Below are 19,908 nucleotides of genomic sequence, written 5' to 3'. Positions count from 1 at the left end.
AGTGATAGGGTATTTTAGCCGTGTGCCCGTCTGGATTTCCCGCACAAAAAACCGGATCATCAACCCACAAGGAGGAATCATGTTTGAATTCACCTTTCACAACCCGACCAAAATCATCTTCGGCGCAGGCAAGGAATCCCTGATCGGCTCAGAACTCAACGCCGCCGGAATCAAGCGTGTCCTGCTGGTCTATGGCCAGAATTCGGTGATCAAGAGCGGCCTGCTCGACCGGGTTATGGCCAGTCTCAAGGCCAGCAATATCGGGTGCACCCAGTTTGGCGGGGTGGTCTCCAATCCGGTGCTTTCCCATGCCAGGGAAGGCGTGGCCCTGGCCAAGCGGGATCAGGTCGAAGCGATCCTGGCGGTGGGCGGCGGTTCGGTGCTGGACGAGGCCAAGGCTATCGCGGTGGGCGCTTTGGCACATGAAGATGTCTGGCAATTCTTTGTCGGCAAGGAGGTGGAGCGCGCCCTGCCCGTCTTCACCATCCTGACCATCGCGGCCACCGGCAGCGAGATGAACGGCAACTCGGTGGTCACCAATGCGGAGACCAAGCAGAAATACAATATCGCCTCACCCCATGTCTACCCAAGGGTCTCCATCCTCAATCCGGAGCTGACCCATTCCGTGCCCCTGAATTACACGGCCTACAGCGCGGTGGACGCCATCGCCCATGTGATTGAGGGGTACTTCACCAAACAGCCCGGCACCCATCTGCAAGACCGGCTGGTGGAAGGGATCATCAAGACGGTGATCGAAACCACCGACCTGATCATGGCCGAGCCGACCCACGCCAAGGCGCGCGCTTCCTTCATGTGGACCGCCACCCTGGCCTTAAACGGCCTGACCCCGGCCGGGATCGGCGAGTACAGCTTTCCCAATCACATGATCGAACACGCCCTGAGCGCTATCTACAACATCCCGCACGGGGCCGGGCTGTCCATTGTCATGCCCGCCTGGATGAAATGGTATCTCCCGAAAAACCCCAGCCAGTTTGCCCGGTTTGCCAAGGAGATCTTCGGGCTCGATTCCGGCGAGGCTGGGATCAAGGCGTTGGAACAGTGGTTTGTCGCGATCAAGTCGCCGGTGCGGTTGGGTGAGGTGGACATCCCGGCCGCCGATATCGGGGCAATCGCGGAAAATGCCGAGGGCCTTGCCAAACAATGGGGGATTGGCGACCTCTACCCCAAGGCAAGCATTGGTGAGATTTTGAAATTGGCGGTATGAAAATAAGGAAATCGTAAAAATAGCCCTTCGACAAGCTCAGGGCGAACGGTTGTTCTCATCGCGTAAAAAAAATCCGCTCGTGCTGAACCCTTCGGCAAGCTCAGGAGAGCCCTGTCGAAGCACCGATGTCTGTCCTGGCTGCTACTTTTCCACAAAAAGCACCGCATGGCGCTGGCGTTGATGCCCGGCAACACACTCCTGTTCCTGAAAAAAGCAGACATACCCGCCAGGGGATGCTTGGCCTTGGGCCAACCCCACCACCGTGAGCAACGACCCGGAAAACCGGGCAAAGATTCCCCGCTTGAAAAATTCGTTCCTGGTCAGCCGAGTGTAGTGCGGGGGCAGCTCTTCCGGCAGGCTCCGCCAGAGATGATCCCGGATCTCCTTGGATGGCTCTGCATCCAGCCAGGGCGGCAGCAGCCGCTGTCCGCTCACCAGCCAGTCAAAGCGCACCAGTTCGCAAAACAACTCCCGATCCGGCCTGGTATGGGCCAGCTCGACCAGCATCCGGGTCATGAACTCCTGGGTTTTCGCCAGGGAGAAGAAATCCGCCGCCTGGCAGATGGCGAGCAGTTGCGTGAAAAAGCCGAAGGGCTCTTCTCCTGTTTCCCTGATATACGCCCAGAGGTTGCGGAAAAACCGGTTGTTATAAAAAGCCTCCAGGCACTCACCCAGCCAGTACAGGCGAGAGAGAGCCGCATGGTCCAACCAGCGGGTGGCCAGCACCGAATAGGGCGGGGTGGCTGCGCTGACCAGGCCGAACGCTTCCGCCGCCTTGCTGATCGCGGTGCCGGGCAGAACCTTCAATAACCCCATCTGGAGATGGTGGGGCGCCATGCCGAAGGCCTCGTTCAGGGAGGCCGTAAAGGTTGCCTCAGTTTCACAGGGAAGCCCGAGGATCAGGTCCAGATGCAGGTGGATGTTATCAAAGGCCACCAGACGGCGGATGTTCTCTTGGGCCTTCTTCAGATCCATTTTCCGATTGACCGCCTCCAGGGTGGCGGGGTTGGTGGACTGCAAGCCGATTTCAAACTGGAAGCGTCCCTGGGGCACCTGGGCCAGAAAGGCAAGCATCTCTTGGCTGAACAGGTCCGGGGCGATCTCGAAATGAAAAAGGGTCTCCCCCGGCTGGGCCAGGAGCCAGCGCCAGATGGCCAAAGAACGCTCGGGCAGGGCGTTGAAGGTCCGGTCCACAAAGCGGATGATCTTGGGTTTATGGGCCAGGATCTGGGCCAGCTCTTGCTCCACCTCGGGCAGCTCCCGGTAGCGCACCCCCTGCCCCACCGAGGAGAGGCAGTAGCTGCAGGAGAACGGGCAGCCCCGGGACGATTCGTAGTAGATATTGCGGTTGGCAAGATGGGGGGCGTAATCGGCCTCCCAATAGGGCATGGCAAACGGAGGGGCAGGGGCGGCGCAATACTCGGCCTGGAGAGTCAAGGCGGCCAGAGCACGGAAAAAATCATCCCCCAACCCCTCCACCTCGCCCCGGACCACGGTGCAGCCCGCGGGCAGGCTTGCCAGCGCCATGAAGGTCGCCTCCGGCCCGCCCAAGATGATCGGGATCTCGGGCAGAATCCGGCGCAGGTCGCCAACCAGCCGCATGGTGTAGTCGGCATTCCAGATGTATACGGAAAAACAGATGATCTCCGGTTGATCGCCGGTGATGCGAAGCAGGGTCTGGTAATAGGGATCGTTGATGGTGAACTGGTGCAGTGCCAGGCTGCTTTCCGGCAACGCCCGCGCCAGGGCATTGCGCACATGGAACAGCGCCGGGCAGGAATGCGAGTAGCGGGCATTGAGGGTGATCAGGCTGATTTGCATTGTTTAACCTGCGGGAAACGGGTACATGTTTGTTTGTAACGCAGAGGCGCAAAGACGCAGAAAAGCATCGACTCCGAAGGTACACCATTTGATTTTTAAAACAATTCTATTTGCGACCTTGCGCCCCTGCGTTAATTTTTCACTCTTAACTTTTACCTTGTAATTGCCCTATGCTCCCCTACCCCGAAATCGACCCTGTCCTCCTCCACCTCGGCCCCCTCCAGGTCCGCTGGTACGGCCTTATGTATGTCCTGGGCTTTATCGCCTCCTATCTGCTGGTCCAGCACCAGATCAAGCGATACAACCTCACCGTACTGGCCAGACATTTTGAAAACCTCAATCTGGTGCTGATCGTCAGCCTGGTGCTGGGCGCCCGGTTGGGCTATGTCCTGTTTTATAATCCGAGCTACTATCTGGCCAATCCCCAGGATATCCTGGCTACCTGGCAGGGCGGCATGTCCTTCCACGGAGCACTGGCCGGCATGCTGATCGGAGGCCTCATTTTCTGCCGGGTCACCGGGTTGCCCTTCTGGCAGAGCGCGGATGTCTACATCATCACCACCCCCATCGGCCTGGGGCTGGGACGGATCGGCAACTTCATCAACGGCGAACTCTACGGCCGGATAAGCGATGTCCCCTGGTCCATGGTTTTTCCCGCAGGCGGAGTGATGCCGCGCCATCCCTCCCAGCTCTACGAGGCGTTCCTCGAAGGGGTGGTGCTCTTTTCCCTGCTCTGGTTGCTAAAAAACCGATACTGGCAACACCGCTGGCCCTCCGGCTCGCTCCTCGCTTTGTTTCTCCTGTTCTACGGGATATTTCGCACCATTGTCGAGCTGTTCCGCGAACCCGACGCCCAGCTCGGCTTTTTGTTCAATGTGCTCACCATGGGCCAGTTGTTGAGCAGCCTGATGATCGGGACCGGGTTGCTCATCCTGCTTGTAAGGCGAAAAAGCAACGGATTGGCCTGATCTCTTGACGCAGAATCCACAGATGTTTACAGTGCTCGGGAAACAAAAGACAACGGCTGGGAAATTCCCTCCCCCTCGCCGCTGACACTGCTGACCGGCGGGGGGATTCAATTTGGCACAGTTTTGCAAGAAATTCGCCGCTTGTCACAGCCCCAAGGCCAAAAACCATGACCCATACCAGACAGTCATCCACGAGGCTTGAATCCGGGTTGCGCCACCGGCTGCAGCCTTTCTTTTTCTTCCTTTTTCTCCTGTGTATAGCCATGACCCCCACCTATGTCGAAGCTGTTGAAATCGCCCCGCACCTCCATAAAAACAAGCTCGACAACGGTCTGACCGTTCTGGTCAAGGAGACCCCCGGCACCAAGGTGGCCACGGTCCAGATCTGGGTGAAGGCAGGGAGCATCTACGAGGAAAAGCATGAGGCGGGCATCACCCATCTCATCGAGCACATGATCTTCAAGGGCACTCCCACCCGGGCGCCCGGCGAGGTGGCCGGAGCCATCGAGGCCATGGGCGGCCAGATCAACGCCTACACCTCCTACGAGTACACGGTCTACCACGCCACCCTCTCTTCCCGGAACTGGGGGGATGCCATGGAGGTGCTCGCCGATGCGGTGCTTCACTCGACGTTCGACGCCGGCGAGTTGGAGCGGGAAAAAAAGGTGGTGCTGGAAGAGATCCGCATGCGCAAGGACCGGGCCAATATCGTCCTGTTCCAGGAACTCATGGCCAAGGCCTACACGGTGCACCCCTACCGGCTGCCCATCAGCGGCACGGCCGAAAGCGTGACCGCCATCAGCCGCGACGACATCCTCAGCTACATGAAAAACCATTATCACCCCGATAATTTCACCGTGGTGGTGGTGGGCGATGTCCGGGTGCAGCAGGTGGTGGACGCGGTGAACAGCCTGATGGGGGGCTTGGCCAAAAGCGAAGCCAGGCCGCCGGCCATCCCGAGGGAGCCGCCCCAGAAGGCTACCCGCCTCTTCGCCCTGACCGAGGATGTCAACCAGACCCAACTGGCCCTGGCCTTTCCCGGCTCCGCCTTTAAGGGGCAGGATGCGGCCATCCTTGATGTGATGACCTCCATCCTCGCCAGCGGGGAAACCTCCCGCCTCTACACCCGGCTGCGCAACGACAAAGGGCTGGTCTACCGCATCGACGGCTCGGCCTTTACCCCCCGCGATCCGGGCTTGCTCGAATTCACCGCCACCCTGGATGCGGACAAGGTCGCGCCTGCCCTGGAAGAGACGCTCACCGAGATCTTCAGGATGAAACATTCCAAGGTGAGCGATGAGGAGCTTGACCGGGCCAAACGCAACCTGGAGAGCGATTTCATCTTCAACCTGGAACGGGCCGAAGGCCAGGCCAGGGTCCTGGGCTCCTTCGAGTTCCTGACCGGGGATCCCCGCGAGGACAAATATCTTGCCAAGGTCCGGGCGGTGAGCAAGGAGGACATCCAGCGGGTCGCGGCCTTTTATCTCCGGGGAGAGCATCTCACCGTGGGCACCATTGCCCCGCTTGGCACCGCCCTGAACCTGAATCAGGCGCAACTGACCAAGATTATTGCCAAGGCCGAGGCTGCGGCCAAACTGGGCCAGCCCGCCTCCCAGGTGGACAACGCCTTTCTCTCCGGGGTGCATCGCTTTGAACTGAAAAACGGCATCCGGCTGCTGGTCCGGGAAAACCATGACGTTCCCACGGTTTCCGTCCGGGCTGTCCTCCCCGGCGGGTTGCGCAGCGAAACCCAGGCCACCAACGGCGCCTTCGCCTTTATCAGCGAACTCCTGCCCAAGGGCACCCAGCAACTGAGCGCCGAGGAACTGGCCAAAAAGGTGGCCAACATGGCCGGGTCGCTGGGCGGCTTCAACGGCAAGAACACCTTCGGAATCAGGGGCGATTTTCTCTCCCGCTTCACCAACGAGGGGCTGGCCCTGGTCCGGGATGTGCTCCTCACCCCGGCCTTCGCAGCCGCCGAGGCCGAAAAAATCCGGCCCGAGCTGCTCTCCCAGCTCAAGAATCAGGAAGACTCCCTGCCCAGCCTGGCCTTCAAGGAATTCAACAAACGGCTGTTCGTGGGCCATCCCTATGGCCTCAATGCCCAAGGCGACGAGGCCGTCATCCGCAACGTCACCGTGGCCGAGCTGAAACGGCTGTATGAAGAGCACGCCAAGCCCGAGGCCCTGGTGCTGGCCGTGGCAGGCGATGTTGATGCGGAAAAGGTCAGGGAAACGGTGGAAGCGCTTTTCTCCGCCTGGCCCATGACCCAGGAGGCCACGACATCACAGATCAAGGAAAGCGTTCTGCCCCCCGAGGCGCCGGCCGGACCGGACGTTATCAGCATTGCCCGGGACAAGCAGCAGGTGCATATCATCATCGGTTTTGTCGGCACCACCCTGAGCAGCGAAGACCGCTACGGCCTTGAGGTGCTGGACACCGCCCTTTCCGGCCAGAGCGGCCGGCTGTTCACCGAGCTGCGCGACAAGCAGAGCCTGGCTTACAGCCTCTCTTCCTTCTCCCTGCTCGGCCTGGACACCGGCTCCTTCGGCATCTACATCGGCACCAGCCCGGACAAGAAGGACCAGGCGATCAAGGCGGTCTGGCAGCAGCTCTACCGGGTGCTGGAAGAGCCGCTCAGCGAGGAGGAGCTGACCAAGGCCAAGAACGTGCTGATCAGCAACTACGAGCTGGGTCTGCAGACCCGCGGCAACCAGGCCCTGGAAATGGCCTTGAACGAAAGCTACGGCCTGGGGCAGGATTTCGGCAACCGGTATGTGCATGCCATCGAACAGGTCGATGCCGCAACCGTGCTGACCATGGCCCGCAAATACATCCGTCCTTCCAGCTATGTGCAGGTCACGGTGGGAGCAGCAGCCCCCCTCCTTGAAGCCCAGGAGCCGGAGGCAGCAGCTCGATCCGAGGCCTCGGCCTCGGCCAAGGCCGAAGCCAAAGTCGATGCCGAGGGTGTTGCCCCGGTCCAGGAACCGCAAACACCACCCCAGCCCGCGGATGCGGACCCCTCAACTCCAGATCGGTGAATACGATGCGCAAGACCATGATCGCCCCCTCCATCCTTTCCGCTGATTTCGCCCGGCTGGGAGAAGAAATAACCGCTGTGGCCAAGGGTGGCGCGGACGTAATCCACATTGACGTGATGGACGGCCATTTCGTGCCCAACATCACCATCGGCCCGCTGGTGGTCAAAGCGGTGCGCAGAATCACCGATCTGCCGCTGGATGTCCATCTGATGATCGAAAACGCCGACGCCTACCTGGATGATTTTGCCAAGGCCGGAGCGGACTGGATCACGGTGCATGTGGAAACCGGCTATCACCTGCACCGGACCATCCACCGCATCAAGGAGCTGGGCAAAAAGGCCGGGGCGGTGCTCAACCCGGCCACCCCGCTCACCAGCTTGGAGGAAATTCTGCCCGATCTGGACCTGGTCATGCTGATGACCGTCAATCCCGGATTCGGCGGGCAGTCGTTCATCGAAAGCTCGCTTGCCAAGATCAAACAGCTTAAAAAGATGATCGACGACCGGGGGCTGAGCGTGGGCATCGAGGTGGACGGCGGGGTGAGCCCGAAAACCATCGGTCCCATTGCCGCGGCCGGGGCCAACATCTTCGTGGCCGGTTCCGCCGTGTTCGGCCAGAGCGACTACGCCAAGGTCATTGCTGAACTCAAGGGTGCCTGCTGAGTATCCGTTCCTGCCAGAGCGCTTCCATGTCCTGCCGCTCAAAAAGATAGGTGGTGTTGCAGTAATGACAGCAGGTCTCCACGGGAAAAGGGCCGCTGCACAGCTCATCGAGATCTTTTTCCGGAAGGGTGAGCAAACGGGCGCTGATTGCTTCCCTGGAGCAGGGGCAGGCAAAGGCGACCGGGGTGGTGGTGAGGATTTCCGGCGTAAAGGCGGCGAATTCCTTGGCAAGCAAACCCTCCGGTTCGCCCCCTTCGGCAAAATACCTTCCCAGGGATGGCAGCCCCGCAATCCGCTCCTCCAGCTCCGCCATTAGTTCCGGTCTGGCTCCGGGCATGGCCTGCAGCAGCAAGCCGCCAGCCCCAATCGGCAACCCTTCGCTGTCGAACTGAATACTCAACGCAATGGCCGTGGGGGTCTGCTCCGAGGTCTGAAAATAATGGCTGAGATCCATGGCCAGGTTCCCGTGCTCCAGCATCACCGTTCCGGTGAACGGCTGGCTACCCCCTTCCAAGTACGTGCTCACCGAGAGAAATCCCGCTCCGAAAAAGGGGGAGAGATCAAACGACTCCAGCGGCTTTTCCAGGGGGATCGGATTCTGCCGCAGATAGCCGCGCACCTCGCCCGCCCCGTTGGCTTCCGCCACCAGCCCTTTAATCGGGCCGGAACACTCGATCCGCAGAGCAAGCCGGTCCTTGTCCCCCTTGAGGCCCGTGGCCAGCATGATCGCAGCCAGGCACCCATGCCCCAGCACCAAAGTCTCCAGCAGCCCAAGCCCGTGCCGGGTGCGCATCTCGTTGACCAAACCGGTGCCCTGCACCAGCACCCCGCGCACGCCTTTATCGCCCAAAAGAAAACGGATCCGTGTGTCAGCCGACTGTCTCACAATGCCCCCAAATACTGGCCGAATTCCGTCTTGACCTCCTCAAAGGGCACGGCAAAGCCGATTCCCTGGGCATCGCGGAGCACCATGGTGTTGATGCCGATGAGGCCGCCCTGCTCGTCGATCAGCGGCCCGCCGCTGTTGCCGGGGTTGATCGGGGCGTCGGTCTGGATGAACTTCCTGCCCTTGTGCTCGCGGTAGCCGGAGATGATCCCTCCGGTCACGGTGTGCCTTAACCCCATGGGGCTGCCGATGGAATAGACCTTCTGCCCCTGGCCGAAACGGCGGCTGTCCGTTATTGCCTGGATAAAGGGGGCGTTGTAGCAATCCACCGAGAGCAGGGCCAGGTCCGTGCGGTCGCTCATCTTCAGCGATTGCACGGGCAATTCGCTGCCGTCGATCAGGACAACCGTGATGTCGGAACTCCACGAGGAGCGTTCTATCCTCTGGAGTTGGCCGACGATTTCCTTGTGCATGGCGCTGTATTTCTCATACGCTTCCTGCCGCCGCTGCAGCTCCTCTTCCACCTGCCGCCGCACCCCCGGATCCCGGATACCGGCGAGCTGCTTCTGCAGCACCTCCCTGTTGCGCCGGTCCCGCTCAAGGTCATTGGCCAGCTTGTCCGCCTTGCCCTTGAATTCCTTCAACTGGGCGGCGTCAAATTCCACCACATGCCGGTTGGTGATAATGTAGCCGTTGGGGGTGACAAAAAAACCCGAACCGCTCCCCCACGGAGTTTTTATAAAAACCGTGGCGTTGCGGGCATGCTCCAGGGGATTGCCGGCGGGAAAGGCGGCGGCCAGTTTTCCGGCCAGCCCTTCGGCGATTTGCGGCTGAGCCATCGTCGTTTGCGGCAACGCAGGCTGCCGCGCGCCCCTCTCCTCCGAGCCTGATTCCTGGGAAAAAACAGCCGGTTGCCCGGCATCGGGCACTGTTTGCTGTTGCGGAGGCGCGAACACATACCAGCCGGCCAGCAGCCCAACCACCATGGCGAACAGCCACCCTCCCAACCCTGGCCACGTCTTTGTCGGCGCTACGGCGAGGGGCTCTCTTTCGACGTCGTCCGGCAGATCTTTGTCCTGCTCCTTTTTCTGGAGCCGGGAGAAAATCACCCCGCAGCGTTCGCATTCCTGTTCGCCAGCTTGCGCATGGCCGCATTTTGGACACTCCACACTCGCCCTCCCATGGTCAATCGCCGGGCAACACAGTATTGCCCGATGAAAAGGTATACACCATTGGCCAGGATCTTGACAAATTCTTGCCATAAAAAAAAGCCCGCTTTTTCCAAGCGGGCTTTTTTATCTCCTGAATACGGCGGAAAACTATTGGGAAATTCCCCACAGCGGGGTATGCCGCTTGGAAACCGGGGTAATGGCGATCTCCCGGCTAGCCCGCTGGCCGCCAGGGTCCGTGGCGGTTACCCGGATGACGATCCTTGGTTTGTGCTCTTTTTGAAAGGAAGAGGGGACAATAAAGGACACTGTCGAACCTTCTCCGTAGCGCTTCTCCAATTGCACCGGCACTCCGGCAATTTGCTCCCAGTTGTAGCGGAGCCCGCCCGGCGAATCATCCTTGCTGAGTCCGGCGTTTAGCACCACGGTTTCCCCCACGAAGTACGAATCAGCCACCGGCTCCAGGATCAGAACCGGGGGCTTATCGTTGCGCGTGACCGTGATGATCACCTTACCGGCCTTGGAATATACCCCGGCTGCCTTGAAGCGGTAGCGGATCTCCTCCTTGCCGCCGAAATATCTGTCCGGCTCATACCGATGCCGGCCGCGGTCGAGACGACGCAAGCCGCCGTGCAGGGGCGGACCGCCGAGGATCTCCACCGACACCTTGGCGTCAAAGGGTTCGGCATTGGCCCCGGCCCAGATCTTTTTCCAGTTAATGGTGAGCGGCACTGTGCTCAAGGTCTTGAAATACATATTTTGCGCCGTCACCACCGGGCACTCTTCCGGCGGGGCTGCTTCCGCCACCACCGGCGCCACATCCTCCGGCCCCATGACCACAACCTTGGCCGGACCGCTGACAAGCTGCCCGTCGGAGGCGCGGAATTCAAAGCTGTCTTCCCCGGGAAAATCCTTGTTGGGCAGATAGGTGATCGTGGGCAGATCGCCCGAGATCCGGCCGAACTTGGGAGGGGAAACAATTTCAAATTTCAGGGGATCGTTGTTTTCATCGGTGCCGGAAAGCTCAATGGCCAAGGATTCATTGGGTTTTGCCATGCGCCAGCGGGATTCGCTGGCCACCGGCGCCACATTGACCGGGGCCATGGGCGCGGCTACAACCGGCGGTGCTTTCTCCTGGACGACCGGCGGCGGGGGAGCCGGCATCTCGCCCTTCTTGTTTTTCATCATGTACCAATACCCGCCTCCTCCCAGCAGCAAGACAAGAAAGAACACCCCGATAGCCATGCTTTTTTTATTCCCGGCTTTCGGCGGTGGGGCAAAGGGACTATCCGTGCTCGAATCAGAGCGATTTTCCCGACTGTTCTCCATTGTGGCCTCCGCAAGAAAATCCGGCACAGCGGCTGGTGAGACCGAGGCAAAGATATCCTCTTCGCCCATCCCCCCCTGCGGAGCTGTGCCAACGGTATTTGTTTCATCGGGGATATCAGGCAGGTCGCCGAAATCGAACTCATCGTCGTCAAACCCGCCATTATCCGGCAAACCGAAACTCTCTTCGCCGGGGGTGCTGGACCCGGTTTTTTCGTTCCCACCCTGAGCCACCTCGGCAAAACTCACCGTTTCCGCTCCGGCCGATTCATCGTCACCCATGTCGGAAAAAAGATGGTCCAGATCATCCTTACTGGGAGCGCCCAAGCCTTGGGTCATGGCAGATTCGTCCGCCCCTTTTTCCTCTTCCGTGCCGGAAAACAGGCCGTCGATATCGGACTGATCCAGGTCAAAATCTTCGCCGACCGCAACGGCCGGATCTTCGCCGCCCCCAAGCAGGGAATCGATATCGGATTGGTCCAGCTCGGCAAAGCCTTCTCCGCCCCCGCCCGCCGCGGAAACAGACGGACCGGAACCGCCGCCCAGGAGAGCGTCAATATCGGACTGATCCAGCTCCCCGCCATCGTCGCCGATCGCCGGAGGCGGTCCGCTGGCTGCCGTTCCGCCGCCAAGCAGGGAGTCGATGTCGGACTGATCCAGTTCACCGGACTCCTCTTCCGCCGAGGCGCCGGGCGTGTCTTCCGCCAGATCGTCCAGCCAGTCGTCTATTTCAAGACCTGATTTTTCTTCCGCCATACCTCACCCGTGTCAGCAGCTCGCGAAAACGCTTACTGCATGTAAACATAGCTATGAAGCGCCCGATAAATGGGTTCCGACATCTCGACGTTCACCACATAGGAACGCCGGTCGCCCCGGGTATTGGCCGCGATGATATGAATCCGCAGATAGCCGTTCACTTCCTGCAGAATCCCGGAGACCCGCTGCTCATGCTCGCCGGCCGACGGGGACCGCCACACGGCCAGGGACTCATTGCCGATCACCGCGGCCATTTGCTCGGCCAAGGTGGCGCCGAGCAGGGACACCCGCTGCCGGGTGGAAAATTCACTGAGCACGATAAAGGGCTCGATGGTCACCGGCTCGGCGGCAAAAAAACCGTGCAGATGCTCCATGGCGTCGCTGCCCACCATGGCGATCAGATTGGGCAGCGAGGCGTAATTTCTCTGGCTGAGCATGCCTTCGGTGGCCGCACCCTTGCCGTCCTCCTCTTTTTCCGTGGCCAAGGCGGCTCCGGTTGCCCAAAAAACGCAGAGCAAAACAAGCAGCAGTATCTGCGTCGGGAAAACGATTTTTTTCACGGTTCCGGATATCTTCATGCGCGCGGCTCCTCTTACCGGCCAATGCCCTTTACGGCGATTTTATAGGGCGCCTCGGCCTGCTGGAACAGGCCGAGCAGTTCCCGGTTAAGAGGCATCGAGTAGCGCCAGGAGGTCTTCACCGCCCCATCGGCAAGCCGAACCAGGCGGCCTTGGACGACAAGGGTCTTGCGGGTATTGGCAAAGGTGGTCACCACCACATATTCGAGTTCCGGCATTTTGTTCGCCAGCTCGCCGATGTTCCGGGAGAGGATGAATTCTCCGGTCTGGGGGAGGATGGTGATATCCTTGCCCATGCGCAGCTCGGTTACATTGAGGCCGCGGTCCGCCAGATCGGTGAGCAGGTATTCGCCCATGACCCGGCCAAACTCGGTATCCCGCTTGAGATCGGAAAGGGGCACGGCATTGACCACGGCAATTCTGCCGGCAAGGCTCTGCCCTTCCGCTTCCCCTTGCAGCTCATAATAGACCTTCCCGGCCACTTCCTTGGCCATGTCTGCCAAGAGAATTTCCGAGCCCATGTTTTTTGCGCTCTCGGGCATGTACTGATACACGTTGTACTTGGTCGGCACCCTGCGCACTTCCGCCGCCCCCCCGTCGTTCGTCACCCTGCCGGCAACGGTCTTGACTTCCAGCTTGCCGCCACCAGGCTGGGTGGCATCCTGCTGAACCGTTACACATCCCGCGCCAGCAAACAACACCAGCCCCAGGCAACAGAGTATCGCCTCTCTCCTTCCCTTTTTCATCCTGTCCTCCCTGAACCGTGTATGCGCTTTTTCCATAAAAAGCCATGTTTCCGTGCATCCCTGCGGCTATCGTATCACACTTGCTGCAACTCTTTATCCTGTCCGTCACAATTCCAGTTTTTTCAGATACAGCGGCTCCGGTTTTTCCATCCGGACGGAAGCGGTGTCCGCCAGCAACTCCTCAGCCAGTTGATTTCTCGGAATAATGGCCGTTGCCGAGGAGAGGAGCTTGGCGCTCCGGTTGTCGATGATCCTGGCGTTGATGACGATGCTGTCCTTGCTGGGGGTGTAGGTGCCGGTGAGCATGGCCCCGGCGGCCGCGCTCTGGCTGATCTCGTCGGGATTGCGGGAAAGGCCGAACTCGCCGCGCTTTTCCTGCAGCATGATCGCCTGACTTTTCCGGACCTCCACCACCTCATAGTGGTGCTGCTGCATCTCGCTCATCAACTGCTCCGCCACATACCGCCCAAAAGACGAGGTGCGGGTCAGTTTTTTGAGCTCGACAAAGGTGCAGACCAGTACGCCCTGATCCAGACCGCGGTTTTCCGGGTCGCCACTCGCCAGATTGCGGAACAGCTCGTTGGCCAACCCCTGTATCTCCGTGCGCAGGGCGGCTGCCTCGCTCACCGTGAGCAACGGGGGCACGGCCGGCGCAACGGCCTCTGCCTTGGGCGTGCCAGCCTTTCCCTGGCTGAAGGGCCAGAAGGCTGCGGCCTGGGCCGGAAAAACCAGCAGGGCCAGGAGTGTCATTGCCGGAAGAAAAGAAGGGATAGGCCAACGAGGGCATGATTTCCTTGGGAATTGCATATGTCGCCGTTCTCCTTTATTATGTGACGCCGGTAAGCCGCCTTGGCGTTGTGCGACGGCTTTGGCGGCAAAGAGTTCCCCGTTTGTCCTTAATCATCGGTTGGCCGGCGCATTGTCTTTAACAAAAAATGCTATGCAAATTGAGAGGATAGGCGTCTTGCGGATGTCCGAAGCCCCCCCGCCCGAGGCAATGAAGCGCTCCGGCAACAACATGTGGTATGAGTGTCGAGAATGACAGCTATATCTTGCGAAAAACAACACCGTGCTCCAGGGTGGATTTTTTTCCGCCTTTCGCGGAAGGGGCTGAGTCCATGACCGAAACTGACAGTTGGCTGGCGGAAGAGCTGCTCATTGTCCGCCACTCCGGAGAGATCCCGGAAATCGCCTTCCACTCCTCCCTCTACTATCTCTGCGAAGACCCGGACGGGCCGCAACTCACCCTGGGCCAAAACGAGCTGGATCTCCTGCGCCAGCAGGTGGTGGCCCGTTACCGGGAGATCCTGCTGCGGGATCTCAGCCCGGAAAACCGGGACGCCCGCATCTTTCGGGGGTTGAAACGGTGCATCTTCAATTGGGAGCGGCTGGGAAAATTCTGTACCCGCCAGACCATGGAGATCGAGGCGACGCTACGCCAAGAGATCGCCGAGGCCTTGCGCTGCTTCCTGCAACAGGAGGCGGACGAGGTGCGGGCAGGGCTGCGGCAATCCTGCCTCAACTGCACCAGGGAGGAATTGGACGGTTTTGCCAGGGAGATAGGGGTGGGGCCGGAAGAGCTGCCGGAAGATATTGAGATGCTGTTCTGTTCGCAGAGCTAGGGGTTACTAACAACGGCCCTTCGACAGGGCTCAGGGCGAACGGTTGTTCTTAATCGCGTAAAAAAATCCGCTCGTGCTGAGCCTGTCGAAGCACCTGTCCGAGCCAAAGGCTGATTTGTTACGAGCGGATTTTTTTAATAAGGGAGGTGGTGGAGTAGTTTTCCACCAACGGAATGGAAAGCACCCGGCCGCCAGCAGCCAGCACCTCCGGCGCGCCGACTATTTTTTCCACCGGCCAGTCGCCGCCCTTGACCAGCACCTCTGGCATCAGGGTGGTGATCAGCCTCTGCGGCGTTTCCTCGCCAAAGATCACCACATGGTCCACGCAGCCCAGGGCGGCCAGAATCCTGGCCCTGCTCTGCTCGTGGTTCACCGGCCGATCATCCCCCTTGCCCAAAGCCCGCACCGAAGCGTCGCTGTTGACCCCCACCACCAGGCAATCGCCTTCCCTGCGGGCCTGCTCCAGATAGGTGACATGCCCCTGGTGCAAAATATCGAAACAGCCGTTGGTGAACACCACCTTGCGGCCCACCGCCCGATAGCGGGCAGTCAGTTCGGCCAGATCCTCACGCTCGACGATCTTGTCCTCATCGGCAAACCGATACACCGCAGGCCCCACGGTGTTGAAGCGCTGCCGCAGCTCCTGCATCCGGGCCGGGTCGATCTCGACCCACGCCTCAGCCGCTTCCGATCCAGCCTCGGCCAAGATCGTGCCGTCCGGCCCGATGACCAGGGAATGGCCGCCGAACTCGGTTTTTCCCGTTATCCCGCAGCGGTTACAGGCCACGACACAGATCTGGTTCTCGATGGCCCGCGCCACGGCCAGGGTCCGCCACTGCTCCCGCCGGGCCTCTGGCCACTGCGCGCTTACCGCCAGCAGCCCCGCGCCCTTGCCGGCTTGGGATTTGGCCAGCTCGGGGAAGCGGAGATCGTAGCACACCAGCCCTGCCACCAGGCCAAGCCCGGTTGCCACGGGTTGGGGATTGTCCCCAGGGATGAAATGACGATCCTCGGCCATTGGGGCGAAGAGGTGCTGCTTGCGGATCGACCCGCAAACCCCGTCCGGACCGACGATGTACAGGGTATTATAGATGACACTGCCCACCTCGGTGAGCACCTCCTCGGGCAGGGACCCGGCCAGATGTATGGAGTACTGCCCGGCCAGCCGCTGCAGCTCGTCCAGCACCCCCTCTGTTTGCAGGGCGAAATGCTGGAGGTGCTCGTAGGCAAAGCCGCAGCTCCACAGCTCGGGCAAAACGATGATCCCGGGTCCGTTGGGGGCCAGACGAGCCAAGCCAGCCCGCACCGCGGCAAGATTCGCCTCCGGTTCGCCCAACTGCACGTCAAACTGCAAAAACCCGGCATGGTAGCGGGTAATGTCGATGATATTTTTCATGGGGTTAGAATGACCCGCTCCGTGGCTTTTGTCAATACACGGTTGGGAAGCCAGGGTGCTGTTTCATCCCCGACTCTTGCCCCCGTGCCACAGGCCGAAAAATTCCCTCCCGGGGGAAGGGTAGGGAGAGGGGGAAACAGCTATGCCACCGGCAAGACGTCATTCCCGCGCAGGCGGGAATCCAATGGTAATCAGAAAAAATCTTGCCCATTGCGCACACCCATGGGCTATAAGAAATAGACAGGCACGGCACACGAACACCCCCCTCTGCAATTCAGCCCAAGGCAGCCCAATGAACAACAACGATATCCTGCGCAGTCTCCGCTATGCCTTTGCCTGGAACGAGGCGAAAATGCTCGCCATCTTCGGTCTGGCCGAGCACCGGGTAACCGCAGAGCAGATCAGCGGTTGGCTGAAAAAAGAGGATGAGCCGGGGTATCAGCCATGCAGCGACACGCAACTCGCCATCTTCCTCAACGGCGTGATCAACGAAAAACGCGGCAAGAAAGAAGGTCCGCAACCCGTGCCGGAGCAGCGCTTGACCAACAATATCATCCTGCGGAAACTGAAAATCGCCCTGAACCTGAAAGACGAAGACATGCTGGCGACTCTGGCCCAGGCCGAAGTCCGCCTGAGCAAACACGAACTCAGCGCCTTTTTTCGCAGGCCGGACCACCCGCACTACCGCGAGTGCAAGGATCAAATCCTGCGTGGTTTTCTCAAGGGGGTGGGGCTTAAATGCCGTGCGCCACTCGATTAACACCGACAACTGTTTTTTTGTCCGCGGAAGAATATTTAAGCCATCACCATGCTTTTTCAGGTACACTTTTTATAGGTAGTCGGCAGGGGAAAACACCATAGAATATGCAGGGAGAACAGCCATGGACTTTGACGGCCTCAGCCATCTGATGAATGCCAGTGAAAAGCTGGAGATGGGTATTGCGGAACTGTACTCCCTGTTCGGGAAAGCGCTGCCCGAGGATAGAACTTTTTGGGAACAGCTCAGCTTTGAAGAAAAGAATCACGCGGACCTGATTGCCTCGATCCATGAGACTTTTATCCCCCTCGGCGAGGAGTTCCCCACCTCCATCCTGGCCTGGACCAGAACCGAGGTCGACAGGGCAAACCAGATTGTCACCGACTACCTTTCCGCTTTTGCCCAGGCCGCACCGGATCGCGAGAAAATCTTTAATGCCGCTCTTGATTTGGAACTTGCCGCAGGCGAGATCCATTTTCAGTGTTTTATGAAAAAAAAACCTGAAAACATACTGGAGGAGATGTTCCAGCAGCTCAACCAGGAGGATAAGGACCATAGCCAGCGAATCCACGCCTATATGCAACAGCATGGCATTGCAATAACCAAAAGAATGCTCTTTCCCCACGAGCCCGAGGAATGCTCGGATTAACAAGCCCCCCCCCTTTTGCAACCTCGCCTAAAAGAAATTAGCCCAATTCCCTTGCTTAATCCGGAACATACAGACAACACCCCGTATTTTTTCAGCATTGACAATCTGTTAGGTGTATGGGATTATTACACAATTTTGTTTCTCTGGCCGAATGAGAACCTGGGGCATTCTCCGAAATCCCCATACCATGCTAATCGGACACACAAAGTACGAAAGGGGATAAACTACTATGGATTTTATTTGGGGAATTTTTAAGTTGTTCTTTTGGGGCGGAGTTATTCTCGCCGGAATCGCATTATTTTCATACAATAAACTTCAGCGTTTTTCCCAAGACATTAAAGAAAAGGCTTCAAATGTCCAAATCGCGATCAGCAAAAAGTTGACCCTGATAAATCAGTTGATCGATGTGGTTAAGGGATTCCAGGAAAGTGAACAGTTTACGCATCTTAAAATCTCTCAGGATAGTACCGCGACAAATTTGATGAATGCGTATCAACAGTCCGGAACACTGCTGACATCATTACAAGGAATGGCTGAGAAATTTCCAAATTTAAAAGCCAATGAACAATATCATCGCTTGGTTGACAGCATACAACACTGTGAGTCAGATATTCAACAATGCAGAAAAGACTACAATTCAGCAGTGAAGGAATACAACTCCACTTGTCTTTCAATTCCAACAGTATTTATCGCAAGATTTATCGGATTTTCAAGTGCCCCTTATCTTGAATTCGATATATCTGGCGTAAAGGATATAACTAGCCTGAAAGAATTTAAGACTGATGACGGAGAAAGGCTTCAGCAGTTATTGGCGAGTGCAGGGAATCAGCTCGCAGGGGCAACCAGAAATATTGCAAACCACGCAGGGCAAGCGGGAAAATTGCTGTCGGAAAAAATTAAAGAAAAATCTACTCCAAAATATTTTTATATGATCCCCGGAGGAGTACCTAAAGGTCCCTTGTCATTCCCTGATATACAAAACCTCTTGTATCAACAAAAAATTGAGGGCAATGTCTTGGTTGCCGAAGTTGAGTCTCAAGATTGGCGTAGTATTGAATCCGTGGCTGCACAACAACGATAAACAAGCGCTGAAAAAAAATACCGAGCTCCGTTCCCGCATAAATAGGGGCCGGAGCTCGGTTTCCATAATCTTTCTTCTCCCAGTTATTCCGCAAAACCCTCCCCACTTTCCCCTCAAGTTTTCCACCCTCCCTCCCGAAAAGCACAACAGCACGGCTGCGCCTTCCAACCGCCGTGTCACACCGCAACCAACACCGGGAGTCTTGCCGATGAACATCCCAACCAATTCCATCCAGGGACCAGCCGCCTCCACCGACTACCAATCCCTGTATTCCGCCCGCGCCGGCAAGTCCACCTTCGAGCAGACCCTTGCCCAGACGCAGTCGTCCTCTTTCTCCCTGACCACGGCGGAAGGCGATCAGGTCACCCTTTCGGGTCTGAGCCGGAATTACCAGTACACCCAGGCAGTGAGCTGGTTCAACCCTGCATCCTCGGGGGTGAATTATGCCAGCAGCTCCACCTCCGCCGAAGCCATGGGCATCTCGGTGCAGGGCGACCTCAATGCGCAGGAGCTTGCCGACATCACCCGGCTGGTGGGGGAACTGACCTCCATTGCCTCTACCTTTTTTTCCGGAGACCATGAGGAGGCCCTGACCAGGGCGATGGACTTCGGCGAAATGTCCATGGGCTCGGTCTCCTCCTTTGCCGCTTCGTTCAGCAGACAAACCGTCACCCAGACCCGGATCGCCAGCTATCAGCCCCTGCCCGCCGCGACGGACCTCAGCGACCCGAATCTCAAGGAGCTCTACGATACCCTGACCGGCGAGGGGGAAGAGCGGGATTACGCCGAAATGCTTGAGGCCCGCTGGCAGCAGATCCTCAAGGCCCTGGATGAAATGAAGGCCAACGAACTGGATGGCTTATTCGCCCGGAGGATGGAGCCCACGCCGGTGCCGGTGGAAGAGCTGAACGCCGAAGCGCCAGAAGCGGTGGCACCGCCATCCGGGCCGCCAGCGGAGCGGGCCGCCCAACAGATGCTGTCCCGCATGGAACAACTCCTCACCGACCACCCGAAACTGACCCCCTTTGCCAAAGCCCTGGCCACCACGGCCATGGAAAAAGCCGCTCGCCAGACCGAACAGCCCCTGCCGGACACAGCCAAGGCGCTGGGCGAGCTGAAAAACGGTTTCCTCAACCAACTGCACCAGCGATTTCTGCCGCCGAACCCGCCGACAGCATTCACCCCGCTCACCCCGGCATAGCACGTCCTGCAACTCGGCTGCTGA

At 58.8% G+C, this 19,908-nt stretch carries 17 protein-coding genes and 1 pseudogene; 9 read left to right on the top strand and 9 right to left on the bottom strand.

Annotation, left to right across the window (positions count from 1 at the left end; translation table 11 throughout):
- The first annotated feature begins 79 nt into the window (after nt 1-79).
- Nucleotides 80-1,225 carry an iron-containing alcohol dehydrogenase gene (locus tag MWR57_RS10640; protein ID WP_423124797.1) on the top strand — a complete coding sequence of 382 codons (1,146 nt, stop codon included), beginning with the start codon at nt 80-82 and terminating at the stop codon, nt 1,223-1,225.
- A 141-nt stretch (nt 1,226-1,366) separates the two neighbouring features.
- On the opposite strand, the gene MWR57_RS10635 is transcribed toward MWR57_RS10640, so the two are convergent.
- The gene (locus MWR57_RS10635) at nt 1,367-3,046 is read right to left on the bottom strand and encodes a B12-binding domain-containing radical SAM protein (RefSeq protein WP_423124796.1); all 1,680 of its coding nucleotides are present in this window, start codon (nt 3,044-3,046) and stop codon (nt 1,367-1,369) included.
- A 170-nt stretch (nt 3,047-3,216) separates the two neighbouring features.
- On the opposite strand from MWR57_RS10635, the gene lgt reads away from it, so the two are divergent.
- From lgt to rpe, 3 genes are all read left to right on the top strand, one after another.
- The gene (lgt, locus tag MWR57_RS10630) at nt 3,217-4,014 is read left to right on the top strand and encodes a prolipoprotein diacylglyceryl transferase (protein WP_423124795.1); all 798 of its coding nucleotides are present in this window, start codon (nt 3,217-3,219) and stop codon (nt 4,012-4,014) included.
- Between the two features lie 167 nt (nt 4,015-4,181).
- Nucleotides 4,182-7,055, top strand: a complete 2,874-nt coding sequence (locus MWR57_RS10625) for a M16 family metallopeptidase (protein WP_423124794.1) — start codon at nt 4,182-4,184, stop codon at nt 7,053-7,055.
- 5 nt (nt 7,056-7,060) lie between these two features.
- Nucleotides 7,061-7,717: a ribulose-phosphate 3-epimerase gene (gene rpe, locus MWR57_RS10620; protein ID WP_423124793.1), complete on the top strand. Its 657-nt coding sequence runs from the start codon at nt 7,061-7,063 to the stop codon at nt 7,715-7,717.
- On the opposite strand, the gene MWR57_RS10615 is transcribed toward rpe, so the two are convergent.
- The 6 genes from MWR57_RS10615 to MWR57_RS10590 form a co-directional block, all read right to left on the bottom strand.
- Nucleotides 7,701-8,603, bottom strand: a complete 903-nt coding sequence (locus tag MWR57_RS10615; protein ID WP_423124792.1) for an Hsp33 family molecular chaperone HslO — start codon at nt 8,601-8,603, stop codon at nt 7,701-7,703. The genes rpe and MWR57_RS10615 overlap by 17 nt on opposite strands.
- Complete coding sequence (locus MWR57_RS10610) at nt 8,600-9,772, bottom strand: S1C family serine protease (RefSeq protein WP_423124791.1); 1,173 nt, start codon at nt 9,770-9,772, stop codon at nt 8,600-8,602. Before MWR57_RS10610 ends, MWR57_RS10615 begins: the two co-directional genes overlap by 4 nt.
- A 150-nt stretch (nt 9,773-9,922) precedes the next feature.
- Entirely contained in the window at nt 9,923-11,854 is a 1,932-nt protein-coding gene (locus MWR57_RS10605) for an Ig-like domain-containing protein (protein ID WP_423124790.1), read from the bottom strand.
- A gap of 32 nt (nt 11,855-11,886) precedes the next feature.
- Complete coding sequence (locus MWR57_RS10600) at nt 11,887-12,432, bottom strand: hypothetical protein (protein WP_423124789.1); 546 nt, start codon at nt 12,430-12,432, stop codon at nt 11,887-11,889.
- A gap of 14 nt (nt 12,433-12,446) precedes the next feature.
- Nucleotides 12,447-13,178 (bottom strand): FlgO family outer membrane protein, encoded by a 732-nt coding sequence (locus tag MWR57_RS10595; RefSeq protein ID WP_423124788.1) that lies wholly within the window; start codon nt 13,176-13,178, stop codon nt 12,447-12,449.
- A 105-nt stretch (nt 13,179-13,283) separates the two neighbouring features.
- Nucleotides 13,284-13,985: a FlgO family outer membrane protein gene (locus MWR57_RS10590; protein ID WP_423124787.1), complete on the bottom strand. Its 702-nt coding sequence runs from the start codon at nt 13,983-13,985 to the stop codon at nt 13,284-13,286.
- 311 nt (nt 13,986-14,296) lie between these two features.
- Between MWR57_RS10590 and MWR57_RS10585 the strand changes: the two genes are divergently transcribed.
- The gene (locus MWR57_RS10585) at nt 14,297-14,800 is read left to right on the top strand and encodes a hypothetical protein (RefSeq protein ID WP_423124786.1); all 504 of its coding nucleotides are present in this window, start codon (nt 14,297-14,299) and stop codon (nt 14,798-14,800) included.
- 118 nt (nt 14,801-14,918) lie between these two features.
- Here MWR57_RS10585 and rfaE2 read toward each other — a convergent pair whose 3' ends face one another.
- Together rfaE2 and MWR57_RS10575 are read right to left on the bottom strand one after the other, a co-directional pair.
- Entirely contained in the window at nt 14,919-15,449 is a 531-nt protein-coding gene (gene rfaE2, locus MWR57_RS10580; protein WP_423124989.1) for a D-glycero-beta-D-manno-heptose 1-phosphate adenylyltransferase, read from the bottom strand.
- A pseudogene (locus tag MWR57_RS10575) lies at nt 15,444-16,196 on the bottom strand (nitrilase-related carbon-nitrogen hydrolase); the annotation flags it as partial. The pseudogene MWR57_RS10575 and the gene rfaE2, both read right to left, overlap by 6 nt.
- Before the next feature lie 292 nt (nt 16,197-16,488).
- On the opposite strand from MWR57_RS10575, the gene MWR57_RS10570 reads away from it, so the two are divergent.
- The 4 genes from MWR57_RS10570 (at nt 16,489) to MWR57_RS10555 (ending at nt 19,884) form a co-directional block, all read left to right on the top strand.
- Complete coding sequence (locus MWR57_RS10570; protein WP_423124785.1) at nt 16,489-16,956, top strand: YehS family protein; 468 nt, start codon at nt 16,489-16,491, stop codon at nt 16,954-16,956.
- A gap of 121 nt (nt 16,957-17,077) precedes the next feature.
- The gene (locus tag MWR57_RS10565; protein WP_423124784.1) at nt 17,078-17,602 is read left to right on the top strand and encodes a hypothetical protein; all 525 of its coding nucleotides are present in this window, start codon (nt 17,078-17,080) and stop codon (nt 17,600-17,602) included.
- Nucleotides 17,603-17,831: 229 nt separating this feature from the next.
- Nucleotides 17,832-18,683, top strand: a complete 852-nt coding sequence (locus MWR57_RS10560) for a LemA family protein (RefSeq protein ID WP_423124783.1) — start codon at nt 17,832-17,834, stop codon at nt 18,681-18,683.
- Between the two features lie 208 nt (nt 18,684-18,891).
- Nucleotides 18,892-19,884: a hypothetical protein gene (locus MWR57_RS10555; RefSeq protein ID WP_423124782.1), complete on the top strand. Its 993-nt coding sequence runs from the start codon at nt 18,892-18,894 to the stop codon at nt 19,882-19,884.
- Nucleotides 19,885-19,908: the final 24 nt, after the last annotated feature.

It is taken from the genome of Hydrosulfovibrio ferrireducens (genome assembly GCF_046883345.1).
Classification (GTDB): Bacteria; Desulfobacterota; Desulfobulbia; order Desulfobulbales; family Desulfurivibrionaceae; genus Thiovibrio; species Thiovibrio ferrireducens.
Note: the sequence above shows the minus strand (reverse complement) of the source record. Positions and strands in the feature narration are given on the sequence as shown.

Coding starts and splice junctions, on each gene's coding strand:
- MWR57_RS10640 (WP_423124797.1), top strand. CDS start 80: ATGTTTGAATTCACCTTTCACAACCCGACCAAAATCATCTTCGGCGCA.
- MWR57_RS10635 (WP_423124796.1), bottom strand. CDS start 3,046: ATGCAAATCAGCCTGATCACCCTCAATGCCCGCTACTCGCATTCCTGC.
- lgt (WP_423124795.1), top strand. CDS start 3,217: ATGCTCCCCTACCCCGAAATCGACCCTGTCCTCCTCCACCTCGGCCCC.
- MWR57_RS10625 (WP_423124794.1), top strand. CDS start 4,182: ATGACCCATACCAGACAGTCATCCACGAGGCTTGAATCCGGGTTGCGC.
- rpe (WP_423124793.1), top strand. CDS start 7,061: ATGCGCAAGACCATGATCGCCCCCTCCATCCTTTCCGCTGATTTCGCC.
- MWR57_RS10605 (WP_423124790.1), bottom strand. CDS start 11,854: ATGGCGGAAGAAAAATCAGGTCTTGAAATAGACGACTGGCTGGACGAT.
- MWR57_RS10600 (WP_423124789.1), bottom strand. CDS start 12,432: ATGAAGATATCCGGAACCGTGAAAAAAATCGTTTTCCCGACGCAGATA.
- MWR57_RS10595 (WP_423124788.1), bottom strand. CDS start 13,178: ATGAAAAAGGGAAGGAGAGAGGCGATACTCTGTTGCCTGGGGCTGGTG.
- MWR57_RS10590 (WP_423124787.1), bottom strand. CDS start 13,985: ATGCAATTCCCAAGGAAATCATGCCCTCGTTGGCCTATCCCTTCTTTT.
- MWR57_RS10585 (WP_423124786.1), top strand. CDS start 14,297: ATGACCGAAACTGACAGTTGGCTGGCGGAAGAGCTGCTCATTGTCCGC.
- rfaE2 (WP_423124989.1), bottom strand. CDS start 15,449: ATGCAGGAGCTGCGGCAGCGCTTCAACACCGTGGGGCCTGCGGTGTAT.
- MWR57_RS10570 (WP_423124785.1), top strand. CDS start 16,489: ATGAACAACAACGATATCCTGCGCAGTCTCCGCTATGCCTTTGCCTGG.
- MWR57_RS10565 (WP_423124784.1), top strand. CDS start 17,078: ATGGACTTTGACGGCCTCAGCCATCTGATGAATGCCAGTGAAAAGCTG.
- MWR57_RS10560 (WP_423124783.1), top strand. CDS start 17,832: ATGGATTTTATTTGGGGAATTTTTAAGTTGTTCTTTTGGGGCGGAGTT.
- MWR57_RS10555 (WP_423124782.1), top strand. CDS start 18,892: ATGAACATCCCAACCAATTCCATCCAGGGACCAGCCGCCTCCACCGAC.